Consider the following 22,359-nt stretch of genomic DNA (forward strand, 5'->3'; position numbering starts at 1 on the left):
TACCGTGTGCCAAGCCTCAGTCGTACGGCCCTTCGCGGCCCGTGCGGCCGGGGTCTTCACAGGTCGGGGGCGAAGGTGCGCCGGGGGGCGGGCGGGGTGGGTTCCAGCGGGGTGACGTCCGTGTCCGGACCGGACGCGGACGGTGAGAGACGAATCGTTTCGGACGCGGCGGGCGTCGTGGTGCTGGGCACCTGTGCCGCCTGGTCACTGATCACGGCGGCCGTGCACGACGGCAGGCCCGAGGGGGTTCTCCTGGCGGTGCTGGCCGTGGCCGCGGGGTACGCCGCCGGGCGGATCAGCGGGGCGCTGCTGCCGGTCGGCGCGCCCTTCGCCGGGGCGCTGGCCGGCATCGCGCTGACGGTGGCCGTTCCGCACCTCGCCCCGGGCCCGCAGATCGCCGCGCCCCTCGGGCATGCCGGGGGCACGGCCGCGGTCCTGGCACTGTCGGCCGGTGCCGCGTGCTGTGCGGCCTGGTCCGCGCCGGTTCCGGCCGTTCGGTTCGCCCTGCGCCTGCTGGCCGCGGGCACCGCGGTGCTGGCGGCCGTGCTCGGCTCGACCACCGGCTTCGTGATGTGTCTCGCGGTGCTGATGTGCTCTCTGGCCGCCGGCCGCACCCGTCACCGCGGCGCCGGGATGGCCGTACTGGCCGCGGTCGCCGCCGTGGTGACCGGGCTGGTCTGGGCGGTTGCCGCGCGGGCCGTACCGGGCGGGTTCCTGGCCGCTCTGGAGGGGCGGCTGACGCCGCACCGCGTGCGGCTGTGGCAGGACGCCTGGCATCTGCTGGGCGACGACGCCGCCCTGGGGGCCGGCCCGGGCCGGTTCGGGGAGCTGAGCACGACGTCCGCCCAGTCGCTGCTGTCCGACGGCAAGCCCCACTCGGCACCGCTCCAGCAGGCGGCCGAGCAGGGCGTCGTCGGCGTGGTCCTGCTCGCGGCGGCGTTCTGCTGGGTCCTGTACGCGCTGTGGCGCGGCCCGCGTCCGACCCCGGTGGCACTCACCGCCGGCGCGGCCCTGACGGCGCTCGCCGCCATCGCCGCGATCGGCAACGCGCTGAGCTTCACGGCGGTGTCGGTGGGAGCGGGCCTGCTGGCGGGCATGGCCACGGCACGCCCGCTCGAACCGTCGAGCCGTACTCCGGAGGCACAGGCACGCGGAGCGGGACGCGCTCCCGCGTGGTGACAGCCGGTGATCGCGGCCCTCGGCGGGTGACCGGCCGGGGTCAGTGCGCGGGTGCGCCCGGCTTGGTGGGCCGCAGCCGAGCCTCGATGACCCGTACGGCCGCCTCGGCGTCGTCCACGGTGATCGTGAAGGTGTGCCCGTCCCACAGCTCCAGCTCGACACCCTCGCCACGTCGTACCACCACCGCGGTGCCCTTCTCCGGCCGCCACCGGTAGCCCCAGCCGCCCCAGTGGCGCGGGGTGACGTGGGAGATGTACGTGGCACCGGCCACCTGGGAGAGCGGGATGCGGCGGCGGGGTACGCCGATGTGGCCGCAGCGCACCTCCAGGTGCTCCTCGTCGACCCGCAGGGCGACGTGCACGAAGGCGAGCGTTCCGAAGAGGACCAGCAGCCCGGCGGCGATGCACCCGACGACGGCCATGACCAGCGGGGCGACGCCGGACGTCCATGCCGAGTCGACGGCCAGCTCGATGCCGAGCGCCATGCAGGCGGCACCCACGAGCGCCAGCAGCCACTGCACCCGGTTGGTGGCGCGGCCGGTCCAGACGTCCGAGTGCGGGTGGGGGGTGTTCTCGCCGTGGAGGTGGTCCCTCATGTCATTGAGGGTACTCAGAATTCGCTGCGCAGCCACCTCGTGGCGGAGAGTGACAGCACGTAGGTCGGGTCTGATCCGGCTGGTCGATGACCTTCCAGGACGCGTCCCGGTCAGCGGGCGGGCGTGACCGCCTGCATGAGACGACCTTCGGCGTACGCCAGGGCGGGGGCGGGCAGCGTGCCCTCACGTCCGCTGAGCAGCACGGTGAGCGTGCCGTGCGGTGTGGCTCCCGGCGCGGGCTGCTCGCCGAGCCGGCGCAGGGCCTGGGCGGCCACGGCTCCCGCGGAGCCGTGCAGCACGAGGGGCGGGCGGCCGGGCTGCTGGACTGCGGTCCGGATGCGCTCGGCGACCAGCTCGTAATGGGTGCAGCCGAGGACGACGGTGGTCACGTCGTCCGGGGTGAGGGCGGCGGCCGCGGTCACGGCCGCGTCGATCGCCGCCTCGTCCGCGTGCTCCACGGCCTCGGCAAGGCCCCAGCACGGCACCTCGGTGACCGGCACACCCCCGGCGAAGTCCCGGATCAGGCCCTGCTGGTAGGGGCTGCCGGTGGTGGCCGGGGTGGCCCAGATGGCGAGATGCCCGCCGCCGGCCGCGGCCGGCTTGATCGCGGGGACGGTGCCGATGACGGGGAGTGCAGGTTCGAGGTGGGCGCGCAGGGCGGTGAGCGCGTGCACGGTCGCGGTGTTGCAGCCGACGATCAGGGCGTCGGGGCGGCGTGCGGCGGCGGCCTCGGCGACGGCCAGGGCACGCTGGGTGAGGTCCTGCGGGGTGCGCGGGCCCCACGGCATGCCGTCGGGGTCCAGGGAGAGCACGAGATCGGCGTCGGGGCGCAGCCGCCGTACCGCGGCGGTGGCCGCCAGCAGACCGATTCCGGAGTCCATGAGCGCGATCTTCACCCGATCACGATAGACGATGAGCCGTCCCGGGCAGGCCGGGTGGGGCAGACTGCGCGCGTGAGCACCGTTGTGTGGACTGCCGCTGGATCACTGCTCGCCTGGCTGTGGCTGCTGCTCTGCCAGGGCTTCTTCTGGCGCACCGACGTGCGGCTGCCTTCGCGCGCGGAGCCCGGGGAGTGGCCGTCGGTGTGCGTCGTCGTCCCGGCGCGCGACGAGGCGGCCGTGCTGCCGGCCGCGCTGCCCTCGCTGCTCGCCCAGGACTATCCGGGGCGTGCGGAGATCTTCCTCGTCGACGACGGCAGCTCGGACGGCACCGGTGACCTGGCGCGCGAGCTGGCGCGCAGACACGGCGGGCTGCCCCTGACCGTGGGTTCGCCGGGTGAGCCGCCGGCGGGATGGACCGGCAAGCTGTGGGCGGTGCGTCACGGCCTGGGCCTGGCACGCGCGCGTGCGCCCGAGTACGTCCTCCTGACGGACGCCGACATCGCACATGCGCCGGACAGTCTGCGCGAGCTGGTGGCGGCGGCCCGTTCCGGTGGGTTCGACGTCGTCTCGCAGATGGCCCGGCTGCGCGTGGAGAGCGTGTGGGAACGGCTGGTGGTGCCGGCGTTCGTCTACTTCTTCGCGCAGCTCTACCCCTTCCGGCGGATCGCCGGGGAGGGCCGGACGGCGGCCGCGGCCGGGGGCTGCGTCCTGCTGCGGACGGAGGCCGCCGAGCGGGCGCGGATCCCGGAGTCGATCCGGCACGCCGTGATCGACGACGTGGCGCTCGCCCGGGCCGTGAAGGGGAGCGGCGGCCGCATCTGGCTGGGTCTCGCCGAGCGGGTGGACAGCGTGCGGCCGTATCCGCGGCTGCGCGACCTGTGGCGGATGGTGTCGCGCAGCGCGTACGCCCAGCTGCGGCATCATCCGCTGCTGCTGGCCGGGACGGTCGCGGGGCTGGCTCTGGTGTATCTGGTCCCGCCCGTGGCCACCCTTGCGGGCCTCGCCGCCGGCCGTACGCCTCAGGCGGTCCTCGGCGGCCTCGCGTGGCTCGTCATGGCGGGGACGTACGTCCCGATGCTCCGCTACTACCGGCAGCCGCTGTGGCTCGCTCCGCTGCTGCCGTTCACCGCGTTCCTCTATCTCCTCATGACCGTCGACTCCGCGGTGCAGCACTACCGGGGACGGGGTGCGGCCTGGAAGGGCCGCACCTACGCGCGCCCGGACGCCCTGCCCGACGAGGGCTGACGGCCACCGGGAGGAGTCACTTGCGGCCGGGAGTCCAGTTCATTCCCCACCCGTAGGCGTGGTCGACGGTCCGCTGCGGGCTGACTCCGCGCTCGGGCACCAGGTAGCGCGCCTCCCGCTGGACGATCAGGTCGCCGCCGGTGTTGGTGATCAGGGCGAGCGCGCACACGAGTGAGGGGACGGTGCACTCGTCGAGGGAGAACTCGATCGGCGCCCCGTACTGCGGCTGGAGCGTGACCGATGCGTGGAGATCGGCGAAGGAACGGGCGCCTTCGTAGATGGTGACGAAGACGAGGATGCGCCGGAAGGCGTTCTTGTGGTCGAGATTGACGGTGAGGTTCTCACCGGTCGACACGGCGCCGGTGCGGTCGTCGCCGTCGAGGTGGATGTACGGAGGCTGGTGCAGCGCACCGAAGCTGTTGCCGAGCGCCTGCACGACCCCCTTGCTGCCGTCGTTGAGTTCGTACAGGGCGCACAGGTCGAGGTCGAGGTCGGAGTGCATCGCGGTCGGGCGCCCGAACTTGCCGCTCCACCCGGAGAACTGCTTGCGCACCTCCCAGTTGAGGTTCACGTGCAGCGCGCCGGAGGTGCCGCCCTGCTTGGTGAGCGAGACGGAGGGGGACGCCTTCGTGAGCGTCACCTTGGTGAGGCGGACGGGCGCGGGCGGCGCGACGGGCGGGGGCGGGGCGGCCGGCTGCGGCGTCGGCGTGGGCGTGTACGCGGCGGGCGGTGTGGCCGCGGGGGGCGCCGGAGCGGCGGCCGGTGCCGGTGCCGCCTGCTGCGGTTCGTCCACGGTGATGCCGTAGTCCGTGGCCAGTCCTTGCAGGCCGCTGCTGTAGCCCTGACCGACGGCGCGGAACTTCCAGGCGCCCTGGCGGCGGTAGAACTCGCCCAGCACGAAAGCGGTTTCGGTGGTGGCGCCCGGGTTGTCGAAGCGGGCCAACGGCGTCCCCCGGTCCGCGTCCTGGACCTCGATGTAGAGGTCGGGAACATGCCCGAACGTGCCGCCGTCGGCGGAAGCGGCGAGGACGACCGTCTCGATCGCGGGCTCCACGCGCGCGAGGTCGACGAGGAGCGCGTCGGTCACCCGGCCGTCGGTGGTGCGCTTCCCCTCGTGGCGGATCGCGCCGGAGGAGTGCGCGGGCTGGTTGTAGAAGACGAAGTCCGCGTCCGAGCGGACCTTTCCGCTCACCAGCAGCAAAGCGGAGGCGTCGGCGTCGGGCACGCCCGCTCCGGCCCGCCACCCCAATTCCACCCGCAAGGCCGCGGTGGGCACCGGAGTGTTTGAACCTTTCAGCATTTGCATGTCCGCCCCCATTGCGTGTCACCGCACCGGGCCCGTCCCGGCGGTCCGTCGGCTTTCGTGCGCACAACCTAATTCCTCGCCGCGGCGAAGTCCCCCGCGCGGCCGGACGGAAGACCGGAGGCCAACCCCTGGTAACCGGCCCGGAACTCGGCCTTTACACGATCAGCCCCTCGTTCGGCGCCCCATTTTGCCGAGTTCGCTCGCATTGGGGATCCCGGGTCACTGCGGACACGGAAAACAACCCTCTTATCGGTCTCCCCAACCAGCACATCGTGGGCTTAACTTATGTGCCATGACCTCCCCCCGCTCCACCTATGGCGGCGGCTACTACTCCGCCTCCTTCCCGGACACCCCGATCTACGACAAGCTCGTCGCCGAGCGGGGCACCCCGCAGATCGCACCGATCCGGGTCCCCGCTCAGTACGACATGCCGGGCAGCAGCCTGCCCGCCCTCCCGTCGGCGCTGCCCGCTCTGCCGGCAGCCCCCTCCCAGCCCGCCTACGGCTATCCGCAGGCGCAGCAGCCCTCACCGCTGCAGCAGGCGCCCGCGGCGTACATCCCGCAGCAGGCCACCGCTCCGCGCGGTTACCCCGGCCCCCAGCCGCAGCAGCCGCGTCCGGCCGCTCCCGCGGGCTACGAGGCGATGCGCCCCGCGGCTCCCCGGCCGGCCCCGGCTCCCTACCAGGACCCGTACAACAACCAGCAGTACCGCGGGTACTGAGCCGACCTCCGGGGGCCGTCGGTGCCGGCTGGCACGATGGCCCCATGGGGAACGCTCACCTGCACTCGATTCACGTCCATCCGGTCAAGGCGGTCCGGGGCCTGGCGCCCCGGGAGGCCGTCGTGGAGCCCTGGGGCCTGGCCGGAGACCGGCGCTGGGTGCTGATCGACGACGGGGGAAAGGTCGTCACGCAACGCCGGCAGCCGCGCCTCGCGCTCCTCGCCGCCGAGCTTCGGCCCGGTGGCGGCGTCCGTCTGTCCGCGCCCGGCATGCCGCCGTTGGCGGTGCCCGTTCCACGGCCCGTCGTGACCGTGCCGGTGGAGATCTTCCGCGACAAGGTCGAGGCGGTCCCGGCCGAGGACGAGGCCGCGCACGCCTGGGTCAGCTCCTGCCTCGGCTCCGACGCGCGCCTGGTGTACATGGACGACCCGGCCACCCGCCGCCCTCTCGCCCCGGAGTACGCGCGGCCCGGTGAGACCGTCTCCTTCGCCGACGGCTTTCCGCTGCTGCTCGCCACGACGGCTTCGCTCGACGCCCTCAACTCCCTGATCGCGCAGGGCGAGCACGCCGGCGAGGGCCCGCTGCCCATGAACCGCTTCCGGCCGAACGTGGTCGTGGCGGGCACCTCCGCGTGGGCCGAGGACGACTGGTCGCGCATCGCCGTCGGGGAAGTGCCCTTCCGCGTGGCCAAGCCCTGCGGCCGGTGCGTGGTGACCACCACCGACCAGGGCACCGGCGAGCGCGGCCACGAGCCCCTGTTCAGCCTGGGCCGCCACCGCCGCCTCGGCGGCAAGCTGGTCTTCGGCCAGAACCTGGTACCGCTGTCCCGCGGCACGATCCGGGTCGGGGACCCGGTCAGGATCCTCGAATAGGTCTTCGGGCGGAGCGGGAACCGCGCCGCGGGCCCGGGCGTTGGCCTGTGTGAGAAATTCATGAGAGACCCCGGGGAGAAGTGATGTCGCTCTCTCTTCGCCGGGTCCATGCGCGGGCGGCTCCGCCGGGGGAGTATCACGGAGCGGGAAGGGGGTGCGGGCGGTGCGAGCGATCAGCGGACTCTGGCGCTGGCGGCACAATCCGCTCTGCCGTGCGACCGACCTTGCCGAGGCCTGGGTCGCGCTGGCCGCCCTGATGCTGATCCTGCTGGCCGCCCCGGTGGCCGGCTCGCTCGTCGGAGGCGCGGCGCAGGACGCCTTGCAGCGCTCCGTCCGGGCGCAGCACGAGGCGCGGCATCTGGTGACGGCCACCGTGGTCCGCAAGCTGGACCGCTCCCCGCTGGACGCCGACCCCGAGACCTCCTCGGGCAGGGACATGCGCACCCGCGTCCTCGCCGACTGGACGGCACCGGACGGCACCCCGCACCAGGGCCCCGTCCTGGCGAGCCTCAAGGACCCCCAGCAGGGCGACGAGTTCCGGATATGGACCGACCGGCACGGCCGGATGGTGGCCCGCCCGCTCGACTCCGCGACGGCCTCGACGCACGCGGTCCTCGCCGGCTTCGGCGCCGCCCTGGCGACGGGCGGACTCATCGAGGCCGGCAGGCGGCTGATCGTCTGGCGCATGGTCCGCCGCCGGTACGCCCGTTGGGACCAGGCATGGGACAGGGCGGGCCCGGACTGGGGCAGGACGGGCACCGGCAGCTGACGGCCTTCCGGCTCTGGTCAACCCACCACCCGCGCGCACGCTACGGTGGTCCGGCCGAACCGTTCGGCACAACCCGCGCGCGAGCGAGCCCCAGGGACGCGCCCCGAGGGCGGACGAGCCATCAGTACGACCGAGGTGGGGGCACGGCTACACCATGGCACAGGGCACGGTCCAGGTGACGCACACCGGCACGTCGCGGTGGCGGCGCCGCACGGGTGAGTACGCTTCGCTCGCCGCCGCCCTGGAGGCCGCGGCCGACGGGGACGTCCTCACCGTCGCGCCCGGCACCTACCGGGAGAATCTCGTCCTCCAGCGCGCGGTGACCCTGCGCGGCCCCGAGGGCTCCCCCGGCTCCGTGCGGATCGCGCCCGTGGACGGCGTGCCGCTGACCGTGCGCGCCTCTGCGGTGGTGCAGGACCTCCATGTGGAGGGCCAGGACGCCGCCGCCCCCGCCGTGCTGGTGGAGGAGGGCACCCCGGAGCTGCGGGACGTGCGGGTCGTGACGCGGTCGGCGGCCGGGATCGAGGTGCGCGGCAGCGCCCGGCCCACGGTCCGGCGCTGCGCGGTCGACAACCCCGCGGGCATCGGCATCGCCGTACTCGACGGCGCGGGCGGGGTGTTCGAGGAGTGCGAGGTCGTCGCGGCCGGCCAGGCGGGCGTGGCGGTGCGCGGCGGCGCCCACCCCCGCCTGGAGCGCTGCCGGATCCACCACACCTCGGGCTCGGGCCTGTCGGCGACCGGGGAGAACTCCGCGCTGGAGGCGGTGGGCTGCGAGATCTACGAAGTACGGGGCAGCGGTGTGCAGATCACCGGCCGCGCCACGGCGCACCTCACCGACTGCGACGTACACCGCACGACGACCGACGGAGTCACGCTCGACACGGACGCGGTGCTGACGCTCGCCGACTGCCGCATCCACGACATCCCGGAGAACGCGGTCGACCTGCGCTCCCGTTCCGTTCTCACGCTGACGCGCACCACGGTGCGGCAGTTCGGGCGCAACGGCCTGTCGGTATGGGACCCGGGCACACGGGTGGACGCCAACCAGTGCGAGATCTTCGACAGCACGGGCGACTACCCGGCGGTGTGGGTCAGCGACGGCGCCACCGCCGTCCTGGACTCCTGCCGGGTGCACGACGTGCCGGACGCGCTGTTCGTCCTCGACCGGGGCTCGCGCGCGGACGTCGTCGACAGCGACCTGTCGCAGGTGCGCAACACGGCGGTGTCGGTGAGCGACGGCGCGACCGCTCAGCTCGACGACTGCCGGATCCGGGACGCGGCGACCGGCGCCTGGTTCCGCGACCACGGCAGCGGCGGCACGCTCAGCAACTGCACGGTGGACGGCACCCAGACGGGCGTGATCGTCACCAAGGGCGCCGACCCGACCGTGGAGCGCTGCACGATCGACTCGCCTGCGGAGGCGGGCGTCTACGTCTCGGCCGGCGGCCGCGGCAGCTTCCAGAACTGCCGGGTCACGGGCAGCGGCGGCTACGGCTTCCATGTGATCGACGGCAGCCGTACGACGCTGCGCAAGTGCCGCACGGAGCGCTGCGCGCGCGGGGGTTACGAGTTCGCGGACAGCGGCGCGGACGCCGCGTCCGGGGCGGGCCCGGTCGTCGAGGACTGCACGAGCGACGAGAGCGCCGGGCTGCGCGCGCCCGCGGCGCGGGCGACGGCCGTGCAGACGGTGAGCCACTCCCCCGGCCTGCTGGGCGCGGTCCCGGGACAGCGCACCGAGCCGGAGCCCCCGGCGCCGGTCGCCGAGCCCGAACAGGCGGCCCGCACCTCCAAGGACGTCCTGGGTGAACTGGACGCACTGGTGGGCCTGGAGAGCGTCAAGCGGGAGGTGCGCGCCCTCACCGACATGATCGAGGTCGGCCGGCGCCGGCAGCAGGCCGGTCTGAAGGCGGCCTCGGTCAAGCGGCACCTGGTCTTCACCGGCTCCCCCGGCACCGGCAAGACGACGGTCGCTCGGCTCTACGGCGAGATCCTCGCCTCCCTCGGTGTGCTGGAGAAGGGCCACCTGGTCGAGGTGTCCCGTGTGGACCTGGTCGGCGAGCACATCGGCTCGACGGCGATCCGCACACAGGAGGCCTTCGAGAAGGCGCGCGGTGGCGTGCTGTTCATCGACGAGGCCTACGCGCTGTCCCCGGAGGACGCGGGCCGCGACTTCGGCAAGGAGGCCATCGACACGCTGGTGAAGCTGATGGAGGACCACCGGGACGCGGTCGTGGTGATCGTCGCGGGCTACACGGCCGAGATGGAGCGCTTCCTGTCGGTCAACCCGGGCGTGGCATCCCGCTTCTCCCGGACCATCACCTTCAGCGACTACGGGCCCGAGGACCTGCTGCGGATCGTGGAGCAGCAGGCCGAGGAGCACGAGTACCGGCTGGCGCCGGGCGCGTCGGAGGCCCTGCGGAAGTACTTCACGGTGCTGCCCAAGGGCCCGGCGTTCGGCAACGGCCGTACCGCACGGCAGACGTTCGAGGCCATGGTCGAGCGGCACGCGAGCCGGGTCGCCCAGCTTCCTGAGCCGAGTACGGACGACCTGACGCTGCTCTACGCCGAGGACCTGCCCGAACTGCTCTGAGGGTCCGCCTGAGCGGCGGGCGGCCCGGGCCGGTGGCGCGGCGAAGGCACGTCCCCGGCCGCCGGGTCCTGCGGCCTCAGCCGCGCCAGCAGCTTGCGGCGTTCTTCGGCGAAGACCGGATCGGCCTGGTAGTCGGAGTGGCCGAGGATCGGCGCGGGCAGCGGCAGGAGTTCGGTGCGGCCGTAGGCGAGGGGGTCCATCAGGGGGGCGTGGTCGACCTGCGGGCCGCGGTCGCCGGGCAGGCGCACCGGGCCACCGATGGGGTCGGTGAGCCGGTGCAGGTTGCGCCAGCAGTCGACGTCCCGGTGCAGGGAGCTGAGCGCGTCAGGTCCGAAGTGTGCCGGGAACCAGCGGCCGTAGAGGCGCTCCAGCGGGGAGCCGTAGGTCAGCAGCGCGACGCGTTTGCGGGCTGACGGGGCGAGTTGCCAGGCCGCGGCGGCGGCGAGGACGCTGCCCTGCGAGTGCCCGGAGATGACCAGCCGTCCGCCGGTGGCGCGGGTCCAGGTGGCCATCCGCCAGGTCAGGTCGGGCACCGCGCGCTCGGCGTAGCAGGGCGGGGCGAAGGGGTGGGAGGCGCGCGGCCAGAAGGTTCCGACGTCCCACAGGATGCCGATGGTGCGGCGGGCCGAGGCGTCCTTGTAGGCGCGCCGGCCCCAGGTGACGAAGAGGAGGAAGCCGAGGCCGATCAGCCAGGAGCCGAGGGCCTGGGAGGTCTCGGCGGCGCCGTGGACGACGGGGTAGGCGCCCTGCGCGGCCTCGCCGGGGGTCTCGTCGGTGGCGAGGGCACCCACGAGGGCTCCGGCGCCGAGCAGCAGGGTGACGCCGGAGGTGACGGCGACGATGCGGGGTCCCCGGTCGGTGAGCGCGGCCATCGCCCGGGTGTAGGCGATGCGGCGGGTGCGGGCGGGGTCGAGGTCCTGGTCCGGGTAGTCGAGTGCCACGGCGGTCCGTTCGGCGCGGGCGAGCTGCCAGGCGCGGCGGGCCAGCCAGCCGATGAGCCCGAGCAGCACGACGAGCAGCGGGGGGATCACGGACGCCTGCCAGGTCAGCAGCACCGGCGGGCCCTCGATGGACGCTCGGGTGCCGTCCAGCCAGTCGGACACGCGCTGCGACACGCCGCCGGACATGACGCCGCCGAGCGCGCAGGCCAGCATCGCCACGGCCGGTCCGCCCAGGCCCCGCAGCACCGCCCGCCGGTCGGGGTCGGTGCGGTGCAGGAGGTGGGCGACGACGCCGAGGACGATCACGAGCAGCCCCTGGACCAGGGCGATCCCGCCGAACGTCGTATCACCCGGCAGCCGGCCTTCGGACGTCCACCCCGGGCGCTCCCATCCGGCGTACAGCAGGGCACAGGCGAGCAGGGCGAGGGCGACGAGCGGCAGGCGCCGTACGAAACGCTCGTCGAGTCTGCGGTCCAGCCGTCTCTCACTGCGGCCGCGGCGGCACACCACCCACACCACGGCGACGGCGCAGGCCGCGAGGGCCGCCTCCAGGACCAGGCCCAGGACGTCGAGTACGGCAGGACCGCCGGGGCGCCGGTCGAAGCGGGCGGGGGCGCTGCCGACCGCGGCGGCGACGGTGATCAGGCCGGCGGCGGTGTGCGCGGCGCGCAGCCGGGCCACCAGCCGGCGCCCGTACCAGAAGCCGGGCCGGCCGAGTGCGGTCGGACCGCCGTCGCCCTCGGGCTCGGGGGCGCGTTCGATGGGCCGCTGGGACTCGTAGTCGCTCCACGTGCGCCGGGACAGGTACCAGAGCAGGACGGTCAGGGCGGTGGGCACGACGGCGGCGAGGGCGAGCCTGCGGCCGGGGGCGCTCCACCAGCCGCCGTCGGAGACGGTGGGCGAGAGGAAGCCCAGCCAGGTGTGGCGGTCGGCGCAGGCGACGGTGCCCGCGCACTGCCAGGCCGCCAGGTCGAGGGCGACCTCGCAGGCGGCCGCGACGAGCAGCACCGTCAGGGTGAGCGCCGCGAGCCGTACCAGGAGGCCGTAGAGGCGTACGGTGCGGCGGCGGCCGTGGGCGGAGGGGCGCATCCAGTGGGCGAGGTTGACGACCATGAACGGCAGCAGCAGGAGCCACAGGGCCCGGGTGCCGTCGCCGGAGGTGAGGTTGCACCAGACGTAGGCCTCGGGCACCGGCCCTTCACGGCGCCGGTCGTCGCAGGTGTGCTCGGCGTCGACGTCGTCGGCGCGCCGGAAGACGGCCGCCGTGTCGTCGCCGGTGATGCGTACCGTCCGCGGATCGTTGAGCATCTCCTGCGGCGTGGTTCCGCCCACGCCGTGGACCAGGAGTTCCAGGGCGGTCCCGGGCTCGCCGGGCCGCGTGGCGGGAGCGTCGGGCCCGCCGGTCGACGCACGTTCCTGCGCACGTTCCACTGATTCGCACTTCCCCCGTGACACGCCGTCGGCTCTGTCCGTGCGGGCACAAGGATCTCCACTTCCGCGCCGCCGCACACCCCCTGTCACGGAATCTCCCCGATCCGTGATGAACCGTTGTGACGGCTGAGCCACCGGTGGCGTATGCGCGACGAGTGGGCGTGGTGGCGCTCTCCGCTGCACGACGTGCGAGGATGGGGCGTCCTCGCACCGAGGGCCGGAAGAATGTCCTGGTCGGGTCCGGTGCGGGGGGTGTCGGACGGCATTGAGGCGAAAGGACCGGAGCGTACGTGAGCGAGAATCAGAACCTCCTCGCGGAGCAGCGGCGATCCCTGATCCTCGACGAGGTTCGCCGCCGGGGCGGTGTCCGGGTCAACGAGCTGACCCGCAAGCTCGGCGTGTCGGACATGACGGTCCGCCGCGACCTCGACGCGCTCGCCCGCCAGGGCGTGCTGGAGAAGGTGCACGGCGGCGCGGTCCCGGTGGTCGAGGCGAGTACGCACGAACCGGGTTTCGAGGCCAAGTCGGGTCTGGAGCTGACCGCCAAGGAGGACATCGCACGCGCCGCGGCCAAGCTGGTCGCGCCGGGTGCGGCGATCGCCCTGTCGGGCGGTACGACGACCTTCGCGCTGGCGCACCAGCTGCTGGACGTCCCGGACCTCACGGTGGTCACCAACTCGGTGCGGGTCGCCGATGTGTTCCACGCGGCGCAGCGCACCTCGGGCCCGCGGCAGGGCGCGGCGACGGTCGTGCTGACGGGCGGGGTGCGCACGCCCTCCGACTCGCTGGTGGGGCCGGTGGCCGACCAGGCGATCGCGGCGCTCCACTTCGACCTGCTGTTCCTCGGGGTGCACGGCATATCGGTCGAGGCCGGCCTGTCGACGCCGAACCTCGCGGAGGCCGAGACGAACCGGCGGCTCGTGCAGTCGGCCCGCCGGGTGGTCGTGGTCGCGGACCACACCAAGTGGGGCAAGGTGGGGCTGAGTTCGTTCGCCTCGCTGGAGCGGATCGACACGCTCGTGACGGACGCCGGCCTGCCGGACGACGCGCGCGGGGTCGTCGCGGAGCATCTGCGGCGGCTGGTGGTGGCCGGGGAGCCCGAGGACGGCGCAGACATCTGACGGCGGCTCGGCTAGGGTGGCGCGTCCGGTCATCGCCCGCTCCCGTCCAGGAGGGCTCCGCCCATGCCCCGTCGACTGCGCCCGGTGGAACTCGACTTCGTGGCGACGGCTCCCGTACGGCATGTCTTCGAGCGGGACATGGCCGCTCCGCCGGAGGCGGTCTACGGAGCGCTGGAGGACGTGCCCGGCTGGGCCGAGTGGTTCGCGCAGGTGTCGGCCGCCCGCCCGCTCGGCGCCGGCGATGGGCGGGACATCACGCTCACCGGCGGCATCCGGTTTCGCGAAACGGTCATCGCGGCGCAGGCACCGGAGGTGTACGCCTACCGCGTGGACGTCACCAATCTGCCGGGCGTGCGGGCGATAGCCGAGGAATGGCGGCTCGCGCCGGCCGGCGGCGGCACCCGGGTGCGGTGGACCTTCGCCACCGACGGGGCCCCGGTGTACCGGCTGGCCGTGAAGGCGGCGCGCGGGGGTCAGGCGCGCGCGTTCCGGGACGCGTTGAGGGCGCTGGACCGGCGGCTGAAGGCCTGACGGCCCGGACTCAGTCCGGCCAGACGCCCGTCTCCAGCAGCGAGTCGATCGCGGCCGTGTACGGCTGGATGTCGAGCCCCTGGGCGGCCAGCCAGGCGTCCGAGTAGTACTTGTCGAGATACCGGTCCCCCGGGTCGCACAGCAGGGTCACGACGCTGCCCTGCCGGCCCTCGGACACCATCTCCGCGACGATCTTCAGCGCGCTCCACAGCCCCGTGCCGGTGGAGCCGCCGGCCTTGCGGCCGATGGCGCGTTCCAGGGCGCGTACGGCGGCGACACTGGCCGCGTCGGGCACCTTCATCATCCGGTCGATCGCGCCGGGCACGAAGCTCGGTTCCATCCGGGGCCGGCCGATGCCCTCGATACGGGAGCCGCAGTCGCAGGTGACCTCCGGATCGCCGGTGGTCCAGCCCTCGAAGAAGCACGAGTTCTCGGGGTCGGCCACGCAGACGCGGGTGTCGTACTGCATGTAGTGGACGTAGCGCGCGAGGGTCGCGGAGGTGCCGCCGGTACCCGCGGTGGCGACGATCCACGCCGGCTCGGGGAACCGCTCCAGGCGCAGCTGGCGGAAGATGGACTCGGCGATGTTGTTGTTCCCGCGCCAGTCCGTGGCCCGTTCGGCGTAGGTGAACTGGTCCATGTAGTGGCCGCCGGTCTCGGCCGCGAGGCGGGCGGACTCCTCGTACATCGTGCGGGGGTCGTCGACGAAGTGACATCGGCCGGAGTGGAATTCGATGAGGCGGATCTTCTCGGCGCTCGTCGTGCGCGGCATGACGGCGATGAAGGGCACGCCGATCAGCTTCGCGAAGTACGCCTCGGAGACGGCCGTCGAGCCGCTGGAGGCCTCGATGACGGGTCGGTCCGGCCGGATCCAGCCGTTGCACAGGCCGTAGAGGAAGAGGGAGCGGGCGAGCCGGTGCTTGAGGCTGCCGGTGGGATGGGTCGACTCGTCCTTCAGGTACAGGTCGATGCCCCACCGCTGCGGCAGGGAAAACTGGAGCAGGTGTGTGTCGGCCGAGCGGTTGGCGTCCGCCTGGACTCTGCGGACGGCTTCTTTGAGCCACGCCCGGTAGGCGGCGTCGCTGTGGTCGACGTCGAGGGTCACGCCGGTCCGGGTCTGCTGGGGGGTACTCACGGTGGGCTCCTAACGCTGCGCGCCGGCAAGGGGGGCGCACGGCCGGCACACCGATCATAAGCACCTTGCGCACGCTCCTCACCTGCATAAACGCATCTTTGAGCCCCCCAAAGCGCCCCCAGGGGCAGGGCCCGGGGCAAGGGGGCGCGCGGTCAGGGGAACGCATGGACGAGTGTGCTGCGGGCGCCCCCGGAGAGGGGAGCGCGGGCACTGGTGCTCGACGCCGGGCGGGGGCAGACTGCTCGGCGGGACCAAGGCCCCGGACGGAGTGAGCGCAGGGTACGACCGCCTCCCGGGGCAGGCTTCGGGCAGGGGCACCGCCCTCTCGGGGGCGACGGCCGGCGGGGCGCACCGCACGGTTGGCCGGGGCCCGGACCGCGCGGGCGCACCACCCCGGAGGGAGTCTTCGTCCGGACGGGGCACACTGGATCAGGACACGAGCCCGTACCGGGCACCGCGCGGAGCGGACCGGTACACCGACGCGCGACAAGGGGCGGGTGGCATGGGAGAGCCGGAGTTCAGGGCCACGGGCGTGCGCATCGGAAAGCGACTGCGTTCACTCACCCGGGCCGGGCAGGTCCGGATCAGCGACGGCCGGCTCCAACTGCTGACCAGCTACGGCAGTGAGATCGACAGCGCGCCGGTGCAGGCCGTGCGCGCCTCCAAGCCCTGGTTCGGCCCCGATGACCGGGCCACGGCGGACCTCAACGGCCAGCGGTACCTGCTCACCCTGGGCGACCACGACCCCGCCCCGGGGGAGCCGGGCCCGCCGGCCGCGCGGCGCTTCATCGAAGCCGTGCGCAGGGCAGCGGGGCGTGGCGACTGAGATGTCCGCGAGTTGCGCTCCTTCATCCCCTGCGCCACTCTGGTCTCACGTCACTCTGGGTTTACCGGCGATAACGCTGCGAACCAGCCCGCCGGCCACGACAGCAGGCGGCAGTGTCACGCAGGCGCCCTGCTGGATCCGAACTCCGTGTTCTTCCGGACCTCACGTCGGGGAGTCGCAGCCGTGATCAGCTACCCAAGCAGGCACTGCACGGTGGAGCTCCAAGCCCTGCCGTCGCGGATCGGCCAGGTCCGCAGAATCGTATCTGCGCAATTGCGCTACTGGCATCTGGATCCCCTGATCGACCGGGCCTCGCTCGGCGTGACGGAGCTGTTGTCCAACGTCCACCGCCACGCCCAGCCCGACAAGACGTGCACCGTGGAGATAGAGCTGCTGCTCGACCGGCTCACCGTCTCGGTGCGTGACGGCGACCCGCGGATGCCCGTGGTCGACGACGCCGAACCACTGGCGACCTGCGGGCGCGGGCTCGCGATGGTGGCCGCCATGAGCGAGAGCTGGGGCGTCCGGCCGGACGGCGAGTCCGGCAAGGTCGTGTGGTTCACCCTGCCGACGTCGGCCCCCGCGGTGGCGGCGCCGTCGCTCCACGCCCGGCGCACGGTCCTGGACAAGCCCGCGCGCCGGTTCGCCGAGGTCGGGGCTTCCGTCGACGGGCTCCGGCCCGACCATGCTCCCGCCCGGTCCGCCGTTGCCGGTTGACCGGGCGGTGACCACCGTCCCCTCGGGGGCCTCGGGCGCGTACGCCGCCAGGGGCGCTCCGGGGGTGCATGTCGCCCCGCGGCGACCGCCCGCAGCACGCTCGGGTCCGGCGCGCGCCGGACCGGAAGCGGCACCGGGTGGGCGCCGGCCGCGACCGCCCCGACTGCTGCGACGAGGACCGTGAGCCGCGGCGGTCATCCTTGCGCCATACCTCCCTTGCGGCCGAACTCCTCGTTCAGTACGGACAGTCGGCGCCAGTACTCGTCCTCGTCTATCTCGCCGGAGGCGAAGCGATGGCCTAGTACGGCGATGGGCGAGTCGTCGCTGACGGCGGACTGCCGCCAGGGGCCGCCGCGGCGGCCACGCCACACGGAGCGGCGCAGCAGCACGAAGCCGCCGCCGATCACCAGCGCCCAGATCACCGGGAAGAACAGGATCCACGGTCCGGGCCCGCCGCCGTCGCCGAAGTTCGCCAGGGTCTGCATGTCGTCCGACTCCTCGATCGCTCGATGGTTCGTGTCGCTTTCGAGGGTCCTCCGGCAGGGGCCCCGGGTCGTCGTACGGCCGGCGGCACCGTCCGTACCCCGTGGGGAGCAGACGGGCGGGTCTCATCAGTCCGCACCCCCTCGACTTCTGTAACTACTGGTATGTACAGTACGGGCATGAGCACCCCGGAACGTCTGATCGAGTCCACCCGCGAACTGCTGTGGGAGCGCGGCTACGTGGGCACCAGCCCCAAGGCGATCCTGGAACGCGCGGACGCCGGGCAGGGCAGCATGTACCACCACTTCAAGGGCAAGCCCGATCTCGCGCTGGCCGCGATCCGCCGGACCGCCGAGGAGCTGCGGGCCACCGCCGCGGGTGTACTGGACGGCCCGGGCACGCCGTACGAGCGCATCGAGGCGTATCTGCGGCGCGAGCGGGACGTGCTGCGGGGCTGCCCGGTCGGCCGGCTGACGATGGATCCGGACGTCATCGCGAGCGCCGAGCTGCGCGCGCCGGTCGACGAGACGCTCGACTGGCTGCGCGGGCGGATCGCCGGGATCGTCGAGGAGGGCAAGGCGCAGGGCCAGTTCGCGCCCGGACTGGACAGCGGCGAGATCGCGGCGGCGGTCGTCGCGACCGTCCAGGGCGGCTACGTCCTCGCCCGCGCCTCCGGCTCCCCCGCCGCGTTCGACGCGGGGGTCCGGGGACTCATCTCCCTGCTGGCACCCCGGACTTCATGAGGAGACCTCCTTGCACGCCATGCAGTACGAGCTCACCCTGCCCGCCGGCTACGACATGGGCCTCATCCGCGACCGCGTCGCCCGCCGGGGGCACCTGCTCGACGACTGGGACGGGCTCGGCCTCAAGGCCTACCTGATACGCGAGCGCGGCCTGCGCGGCTCACCGGTCCACCAGTACGCGCCCTTCTACCTCTGGAACACCGTGGACGGTATGAACGCCTTCCTGTGGGGCGGTGGGTTCCAGGGGGTCAGTGACGACTTCGGGCGGCCGTCGGTACGGCAGTGGACGGGGCTCGCCTACGAGGAAGGGGGCGCCTCACACGCGCGGTTCGCGGTACGGCGGCGCCAACCGGTCCCGGACGGCGGGACGTTGGCCGATGCCGTGGCCGAGGCGGTGGGCGAGGCCCGGAGGCTGGCCGTGGATGACGGGGCCGTGCTCGCCTCGGCGGCCGTCGACACGAGCCGCTGGGAGCTGGTGCACTTCTCCCTCTGGGAGCGCTGGGAACACGACGCGCCCCAGGCCGACGGCGAGGTGTTCGAGGTGCTGCACCTGTCCGCGCCGGGGCGGGACCGGCTGCCCCGGGGACGCCGGTGGTGAGCGCGGTCCGCACGGTACTGGGTGACGTCTCCCCCGGAGACCTGGGGGTGTGCGACGCCCACGACCACCTGTTCTTCGGCAGTCCCCGGCTGCCCGGCCAGGAGCTGCGCAGCGTGGCCGCGGCGCGGGCGGAGCTGGTGGCGTTCCGGGAACAGGGCGGTGGGACCGTCGTGCAGTGGACGCCGTACGGGCTCGGCCGGCGGGCCGCCGATCTGCCGCCGCTGTCCCGGGAGACGGGTGTGCACGTGGTCGCCGCGACCGGCCTGCACCAGGCCGTGCACTACGACGAGGAGACGCTCGCCGGGCTGCGGAGCCGGCTCGCCGAGGTCTTCGTCTGCGAACTCACCAAGGGCATCGGGACATCCGGGGTGCGGGCAGGGCTCGTCAAGGTGGCGGGCGGCTTCCACACTCTGGACGCGCACGCCCGCTGGACCATGACGGCGGCGGCCGAGGCGCAGCACGCCACGGGCGCGGCGATCGCCGTGCACCTGGAGATGGGAACCGGCGCGCTGGACGTACTGGACCTGTTGTGCGGGGAGTTGGGGGTGCCGCCGCACCGGGTGGTGCTCGGACACCTCAACCGCTCCCCCGACCTCGTGGTGCACCGGCAGGCGGCGCAGTCCGGCTGCTATCTGGCCTTCGACGGGCCGTCACTCGCCCACCACGCCACGGACTGGCGGATGCCGGACGCCGTACGGGCCCTCGCCGACGCCGGGTTCGGCGACCGGGTACTGCTGGGCGCGGACACCACGACGGCCGCCGCCCGCTCGGTCAGCGGCGGCCCCGGGATGCCGTACCTGCTGCGCCGGGTGCGGCCCCGGCTCGTGCACGCCGTGGGCGAGGAGCTGGTGAGGCGCATCCTCACGGAGAATCCGGGACGGGCGTTCGGGGCCGAGTGGCCCTGATCCGCCTCCTCCCCCGCCTCAGCCGCCGGCCTGGTCGCTGTCCTTCATCGAGCCCCAGCCGTGCCAGCGGTCGACCTCGACCCAGGCGCTCACCCGGGGGCGGACGCGGTCGGGGTACGGCTTGCCGGTGTAGTGCCGGGCGAGGAGGTCGATGTCGGCCAGGTCCTCGTCGGCGTACATCTCGGTGACGCGGCCGATGAGGGTGACGTGGGTGTACCAGTCGTCGCCGGCGAGGACGGTGAGCGTCACCCGGGGGTCGCGGCGCAGGTGCTTCAGGCGGACCCGGCCCTCGTCGAGGTTGATCAGCACCCGGCCGTCCTTCCAGGCGTACCAGGTCGCGGTGGACACCGGTGTGCCGTCGGAGCGCAGCGTGGCCATGACGCACGGATTGGGCCGGCTCAGCAGGGCGTCGGCCTCGGGCGGCAGCGGCGGCTTGGACATGGGGGGACCTCCTAGGAATCGGTCTTCTCGTCGAAGCTGGCGAAGTAGGCGGCGGCCATGTCCTCGTCGGCGTGGCCCTGTGCGGCCGCACGTTCCATCCGGGCCACGGCCGCTTCGGCGACGTCCAGCCGCACGCCGTTGTCGGCGCCGGCCCGGACGATCAGCCGGGCGTCCTTGGCGGCGGTGCTCACCGCGAACTGGGGCGGTGTCAGCCTGCCTTCGAGCACGAGATCCGACTTGGCACGCAGATAGCCCATGTCGAGCGGGCCGCCGGCGACGAGGTCGAAGAAGCCGTGCGGGTCGACGCCGAGGGCCTTCGACAGGGCGAGGGCCTCGCCGGCGGCTGCCGTGACGGCGAGAACCCAGCTGTTGGCGACGAGCTTGAGGCGGGTGGCCCCGCCCTCCGCTCCGTCCTCGCCGGACCAGACGGTACGGGCGCCGACCGCGTCGAAGACCGGCGTCACCTTCTCGCGCCCCTCGACGGGGCCGGCGGCGAGCACGGTCAGTTTCCCGTCCTCGGCGGGCCGGCGGGTGCCCAGGACGGGGGCGTCGTAGAAGAGGAGTCCGTGCTCACGGGCGAAGGCGGCCAGCTCGGCGACGTCGTCGAGGCCTGCCGTGCTGGACTGCACCCAGACGGTACCGGGGCGCAGGGCGGGGGCGGCCTCACGCATCGTGTCCAGGGCGGCGGGGCCGTCGTGGAGCATGGTCAGGACGACGCCGGCGTCCCGCGCCGCCTCCTCGGGACTGTCGGCGATGCGCACGCCCTCGGCGGCCAGCGGCTCGGCCTTGGCCCGGGTGCGGTTCCAGGCCTGGACCGTGTGACCGGCCCGGGCGAGGTTGCGGGCCATCGCGGCACCCATGATGCCGGTGCCCAGGACGCTCACGGTGAGCTGGTGGGTCATTGCGTCAACTTCCTCGGTGGTGCGGTCGCGGGCGGGCTGCCCGCGCCCCAGCCTGCCCGCTCAGCGGCGCGCCTGCCCGGAAGCGGCGCGCTCAAGCCTGATACCGGTGAGGTCGGGCTCGCCGGACGACGGGTCAGCCCCGCGGGGACAGTGCTCCCAGCGGATCGTCCAGGACGGGCTGCCAGGCCAGTTCCGCCGCGCCGACCAGGCTGTTGTGGTCGAGGGTGCAGGGCAGGATGGGGACGCCGCCGCTCTGGCCCCACAGACTGCGGTCGGCGACGACCGCGCGCAGACGGCCGGGGTCGGCGTCGAGGAGGGTGCGGTGCAGGCCGCCGAGGATGATGCGGTCCGGGTTGAGGATGTTGACCAGGCCGGCGAGGCCGAGGCCGAGGCGGTCGATCAGGACCTCGGCGGCGGCGCGGACGCCCGGGTCGTCGTAGTGGTGGCGGATCAGGTCGATGGACTGCTGGAGCAGGGAGACCTCGGGGCCCGGTTCGCGTCCGGCCTCGGTGAGGAAGGCCAGCGGGTCGGTCTCCACGTCGAGACAGCCGCGGCTGCCGCAGTGGCAGGGGCGGCCCTCGGGGTGCACGGTGAGGTGCCCGACCTCCAGCGCGAGGCCCGAACTGCCCCGGTGCAGGCGGCCGTCGAGGACGAGCGCGCCGCCGACACCGCGGTGGCCGGTGGCCACGCAGAGCAGGTCCCGGGCGCCGCGGCCGGCGCCGTGCCGGTGCTCGGCGAGCGCGGCGAGGTTGACGTCGTTCGCGGCGAACGCGGGCCCGTCGATGCCGGCCGCGCGCACCTGCTCGGCGAAGATGTCCCGCACGGGCGCTCCGGCGGGCCAGGCCAGGTGGAGCGGGTTCAGTGCCAGACCCTCGGGTTCGGCGACGGCGGAGGGCACGGCGAGGCCCGCGCCCACGCACCGGAGCCCGGTCTGGCGCAGCAGCTCGGCGCCGGCCGTGACGACGGAGGCGAGCACCTTGGCCGGGTCGGCGTCGACGACCTCGCAGCCGGGCGCGGTGGCGACGATCCGGCCGCCCAGTCCGACCAGCGCCGCCCGGAAGCCGTCGGCGTGCACCTGCGCGGCGAGCGCGACGGGTCCGTCGTCGGCGACGGCCAGTTTGTGGGAGGGCCTGCCCTGCGATCCGGCAGCGGCGCCGGGCCGGGCGTCGACCCGGATCAGGCCGAGTGCTTCCAGCTCGGCGGCGACCGCGCCGGCCGTCGCTCGCGTCACCCCGAGCTCGGCGGTGAGCACGGCCCGGGTCGGCGCGCGTCCGGTGTGGACGAGTTCCAGCGCGGGTCCGAGCGCTGCTCGCCCCCGGTCCAACCGCGTCCTCGAGGTGCTCCCGTCCCCCGCCTGCCGGGGGTCCGCCTTCCCGCTCATGAGGGCGAGTCTCCCATGATCCGCCGGGATGGTGGCCGAGCCTGCC

Annotated in this window: 22 protein-coding genes; 13 read left to right on the forward strand and 9 right to left on the reverse strand. The window is 73.8% G+C overall.

Features of this window, described 5'->3' with window-relative positions; translation table 11 throughout:
- Positions 1-120: 120 nt before the first annotated feature.
- Positions 121-1,179 carry an O-antigen ligase family protein gene (locus AB0E85_RS18620; protein ID WP_361928086.1) on the forward strand — a complete coding sequence of 353 codons (1,059 nt, stop codon included), beginning with the start codon at positions 121-123 and terminating at the stop codon, positions 1,177-1,179.
- Between the two features lie 40 nt (positions 1,180-1,219).
- Here AB0E85_RS18620 and AB0E85_RS18625 read toward each other — a convergent pair whose 3' ends face one another.
- Together AB0E85_RS18625 and AB0E85_RS18630 are read right to left on the reverse strand one after the other, a co-directional pair.
- On the reverse strand, positions 1,220-1,774 hold the full coding sequence (locus tag AB0E85_RS18625) for a hypothetical protein (protein WP_184567392.1): 555 nt from the start codon (positions 1,772-1,774) through the stop codon (positions 1,220-1,222).
- A 110-nt stretch (positions 1,775-1,884) separates the two neighbouring features.
- Positions 1,885-2,670, reverse strand: coding sequence for an aspartate/glutamate racemase family protein (locus AB0E85_RS18630; RefSeq protein ID WP_361928089.1), 786 nt, complete (start codon positions 2,668-2,670; stop codon positions 1,885-1,887).
- Between the two features lie 39 nt (positions 2,671-2,709).
- On the opposite strand from AB0E85_RS18630, the gene AB0E85_RS18635 reads away from it, so the two are divergent.
- Positions 2,710-3,900, forward strand: coding sequence for a glycosyltransferase (locus tag AB0E85_RS18635; protein WP_361928092.1), 1,191 nt, complete (start codon positions 2,710-2,712; stop codon positions 3,898-3,900).
- A gap of 16 nt (positions 3,901-3,916) precedes the next feature.
- Here AB0E85_RS18635 and AB0E85_RS18640 read toward each other — a convergent pair whose 3' ends face one another.
- Positions 3,917-5,200: a TerD family protein gene (locus tag AB0E85_RS18640; RefSeq protein ID WP_361928095.1), complete on the reverse strand. Its 1,284-nt coding sequence runs from the start codon at positions 5,198-5,200 to the stop codon at positions 3,917-3,919.
- 298 nt (positions 5,201-5,498) lie between these two features.
- On the opposite strand from AB0E85_RS18640, the gene AB0E85_RS18645 reads away from it, so the two are divergent.
- From AB0E85_RS18645 to AB0E85_RS18660, 4 genes are all read left to right on the forward strand, one after another.
- Complete coding sequence (locus tag AB0E85_RS18645) at positions 5,499-5,927, forward strand: DUF6643 family protein (protein ID WP_361928098.1); 429 nt, start codon at positions 5,499-5,501, stop codon at positions 5,925-5,927.
- Between the two features lie 44 nt (positions 5,928-5,971).
- Complete coding sequence (locus AB0E85_RS18650) at positions 5,972-6,799, forward strand: MOSC N-terminal beta barrel domain-containing protein (protein ID WP_361928101.1); 828 nt, start codon at positions 5,972-5,974, stop codon at positions 6,797-6,799.
- A gap of 163 nt (positions 6,800-6,962) precedes the next feature.
- On the forward strand, positions 6,963-7,568 hold the full coding sequence (locus tag AB0E85_RS18655; protein ID WP_361928103.1) for a hypothetical protein: 606 nt from the start codon (positions 6,963-6,965) through the stop codon (positions 7,566-7,568).
- Positions 7,569-7,722: 154 nt separating this feature from the next.
- Complete coding sequence (locus tag AB0E85_RS18660; protein ID WP_361928106.1) at positions 7,723-10,158, forward strand: right-handed parallel beta-helix repeat-containing protein; 2,436 nt, start codon at positions 7,723-7,725, stop codon at positions 10,156-10,158.
- Here AB0E85_RS18660 and AB0E85_RS18665 read toward each other — a convergent pair.
- Positions 10,128-12,530, reverse strand: a complete 2,403-nt coding sequence (locus AB0E85_RS18665; RefSeq protein WP_361928109.1) for a hypothetical protein — start codon at positions 12,528-12,530, stop codon at positions 10,128-10,130. The two genes, AB0E85_RS18660 and AB0E85_RS18665, sit on opposite strands and share 31 nt — an antisense overlap.
- Positions 12,531-12,820: 290 nt before the next feature.
- Here AB0E85_RS18665 and AB0E85_RS18670 point away from each other — a divergent pair, with 290 nt between their 5' ends.
- The gene (locus AB0E85_RS18670) at positions 12,821-13,651 is read left to right on the forward strand and encodes a DeoR/GlpR family DNA-binding transcription regulator (RefSeq protein WP_033307013.1); all 831 of its coding nucleotides are present in this window, start codon (positions 12,821-12,823) and stop codon (positions 13,649-13,651) included.
- Between the two features lie 63 nt (positions 13,652-13,714).
- Entirely contained in the window at positions 13,715-14,182 is a 468-nt protein-coding gene (locus AB0E85_RS18675; RefSeq protein ID WP_361928112.1) for an SRPBCC family protein, read from the forward strand.
- 10 nt (positions 14,183-14,192) lie between these two features.
- On the opposite strand, the gene AB0E85_RS18680 is transcribed toward AB0E85_RS18675, so the two are convergent.
- On the reverse strand, positions 14,193-15,317 hold the full coding sequence (locus AB0E85_RS18680) for a PLP-dependent cysteine synthase family protein (RefSeq protein WP_361928114.1): 1,125 nt from the start codon (positions 15,315-15,317) through the stop codon (positions 14,193-14,195).
- A 502-nt stretch (positions 15,318-15,819) separates the two neighbouring features.
- On the opposite strand from AB0E85_RS18680, the gene AB0E85_RS18685 reads away from it, so the two are divergent.
- Positions 15,820-16,143 (forward strand): hypothetical protein, encoded by a 324-nt coding sequence (locus tag AB0E85_RS18685; protein ID WP_184842270.1) that lies wholly within the window; start codon positions 15,820-15,822, stop codon positions 16,141-16,143.
- A 183-nt stretch (positions 16,144-16,326) separates the two neighbouring features.
- A complete protein-coding gene (locus AB0E85_RS18690; RefSeq protein ID WP_361928118.1) occupies positions 16,327-16,860 on the forward strand; it encodes an ATP-binding protein in 534 nt (177 codons plus the stop codon).
- A 194-nt stretch (positions 16,861-17,054) separates the two neighbouring features.
- Here the strand turns inward: AB0E85_RS18690 and AB0E85_RS18695 are convergent, their stop codons facing one another.
- Positions 17,055-17,345 carry an SHOCT domain-containing protein gene (locus AB0E85_RS18695; protein ID WP_361928121.1) on the reverse strand — a complete coding sequence of 97 codons (291 nt, stop codon included), beginning with the start codon at positions 17,343-17,345 and terminating at the stop codon, positions 17,055-17,057.
- 162 nt (positions 17,346-17,507) lie between these two features.
- Here AB0E85_RS18695 and AB0E85_RS18700 point away from each other — a divergent pair, with 162 nt between their 5' ends.
- The 3 genes from AB0E85_RS18700 to AB0E85_RS18710 are packed head-to-tail and all read left to right on the forward strand — an operon-like array spanning position 17,508 to position 19,589.
- Positions 17,508-18,086 (forward strand): TetR/AcrR family transcriptional regulator, encoded by a 579-nt coding sequence (locus AB0E85_RS18700; protein ID WP_361928124.1) that lies wholly within the window; start codon positions 17,508-17,510, stop codon positions 18,084-18,086.
- A 10-nt stretch (positions 18,087-18,096) separates the two neighbouring features.
- Positions 18,097-18,684 carry a DUF4865 family protein gene (locus tag AB0E85_RS18705; protein WP_361928127.1) on the forward strand — a complete coding sequence of 196 codons (588 nt, stop codon included), beginning with the start codon at positions 18,097-18,099 and terminating at the stop codon, positions 18,682-18,684.
- Positions 18,681-19,589 (forward strand): phosphotriesterase, encoded by a 909-nt coding sequence (locus AB0E85_RS18710; RefSeq protein WP_361928130.1) that lies wholly within the window; start codon positions 18,681-18,683, stop codon positions 19,587-19,589. Before AB0E85_RS18705 ends, AB0E85_RS18710 begins: the two co-directional genes overlap by 4 nt.
- An 18-nt stretch (positions 19,590-19,607) precedes the next feature.
- Here AB0E85_RS18710 and AB0E85_RS18715 read toward each other — a convergent pair whose 3' ends face one another.
- The 3 genes from AB0E85_RS18715 to AB0E85_RS18725 form a co-directional block, all read right to left on the reverse strand.
- A complete protein-coding gene (locus AB0E85_RS18715; protein ID WP_361928133.1) occupies positions 19,608-20,030 on the reverse strand; it encodes a PPOX class F420-dependent oxidoreductase in 423 nt (140 codons plus the stop codon).
- A gap of 11 nt (positions 20,031-20,041) precedes the next feature.
- Positions 20,042-20,932 (reverse strand): NAD(P)-dependent oxidoreductase, encoded by an 891-nt coding sequence (locus AB0E85_RS18720; protein ID WP_361928136.1) that lies wholly within the window; start codon positions 20,930-20,932, stop codon positions 20,042-20,044.
- Positions 20,933-21,065: 133 nt separating this feature from the next.
- On the reverse strand, positions 21,066-22,313 hold the full coding sequence (locus AB0E85_RS18725) for an ROK family protein (protein WP_361928139.1): 1,248 nt from the start codon (positions 22,311-22,313) through the stop codon (positions 21,066-21,068).
- Between the last annotated feature and the right edge of the window lie 46 nt (positions 22,314-22,359).

This window comes from Streptomyces sp. NPDC029044, from assembly GCF_040637495.1.
GTDB lineage: Bacteria > Actinomycetota > Actinomycetes > Streptomycetales > Streptomycetaceae > Streptomyces.